The following is a 262-nucleotide window of genomic DNA, read 5'->3' as shown; positions in this document are numbered from 1 at the left end:
GTATTCCCAATATCAGGAGTTCACTAAGGAAACCCTAAAGAGTGGCGCGTCCTGGAGGATTCGAACCTCCGACCGCCTGGTTCGTAGCCAGGTACTCTATCCAGCTGAGCTAAGGACGCGCAGTTTTCGATATCGGTATTCCCAATATCAGGAGTTCACTAAGGAAACCCTAAAGAGTGGCGCGTCCTGGAGGATTCGAACCTCCGACCGCCTGGTTCGTAGCCAGGTACTCTATCCAGCTGAGCTAAGGACGCCTTCGTGC

The 262-nt window shown here is 53.4% G+C and carries 2 tRNA genes; both read right to left on the bottom strand.

The features are described from left to right. Positions 1-42 precede the first annotated feature (42 nt). Positions 43-119: transfer RNA gene (locus ATB76_RS26950), tRNA-Arg, on the bottom strand. A 58-nt stretch (positions 120-177) separates the two neighbouring features. Continuing rightward, positions 178-254 (bottom strand) — tRNA-Arg (locus ATB76_RS26945). Positions 255-262: the final 8 nt, after the last annotated feature.

Origin of the sequence: Vibrio sp. MOR3, from assembly GCF_001557775.1 — a bacterium.
Classification (GTDB): domain Bacteria; phylum Pseudomonadota; class Gammaproteobacteria; order Enterobacterales; family Vibrionaceae; genus Vibrio; species Vibrio jasicida.
The sequence above is the reverse complement of the archived record's forward strand: the minus strand, read 5'-3'. Positions and strand labels throughout refer to the sequence as shown.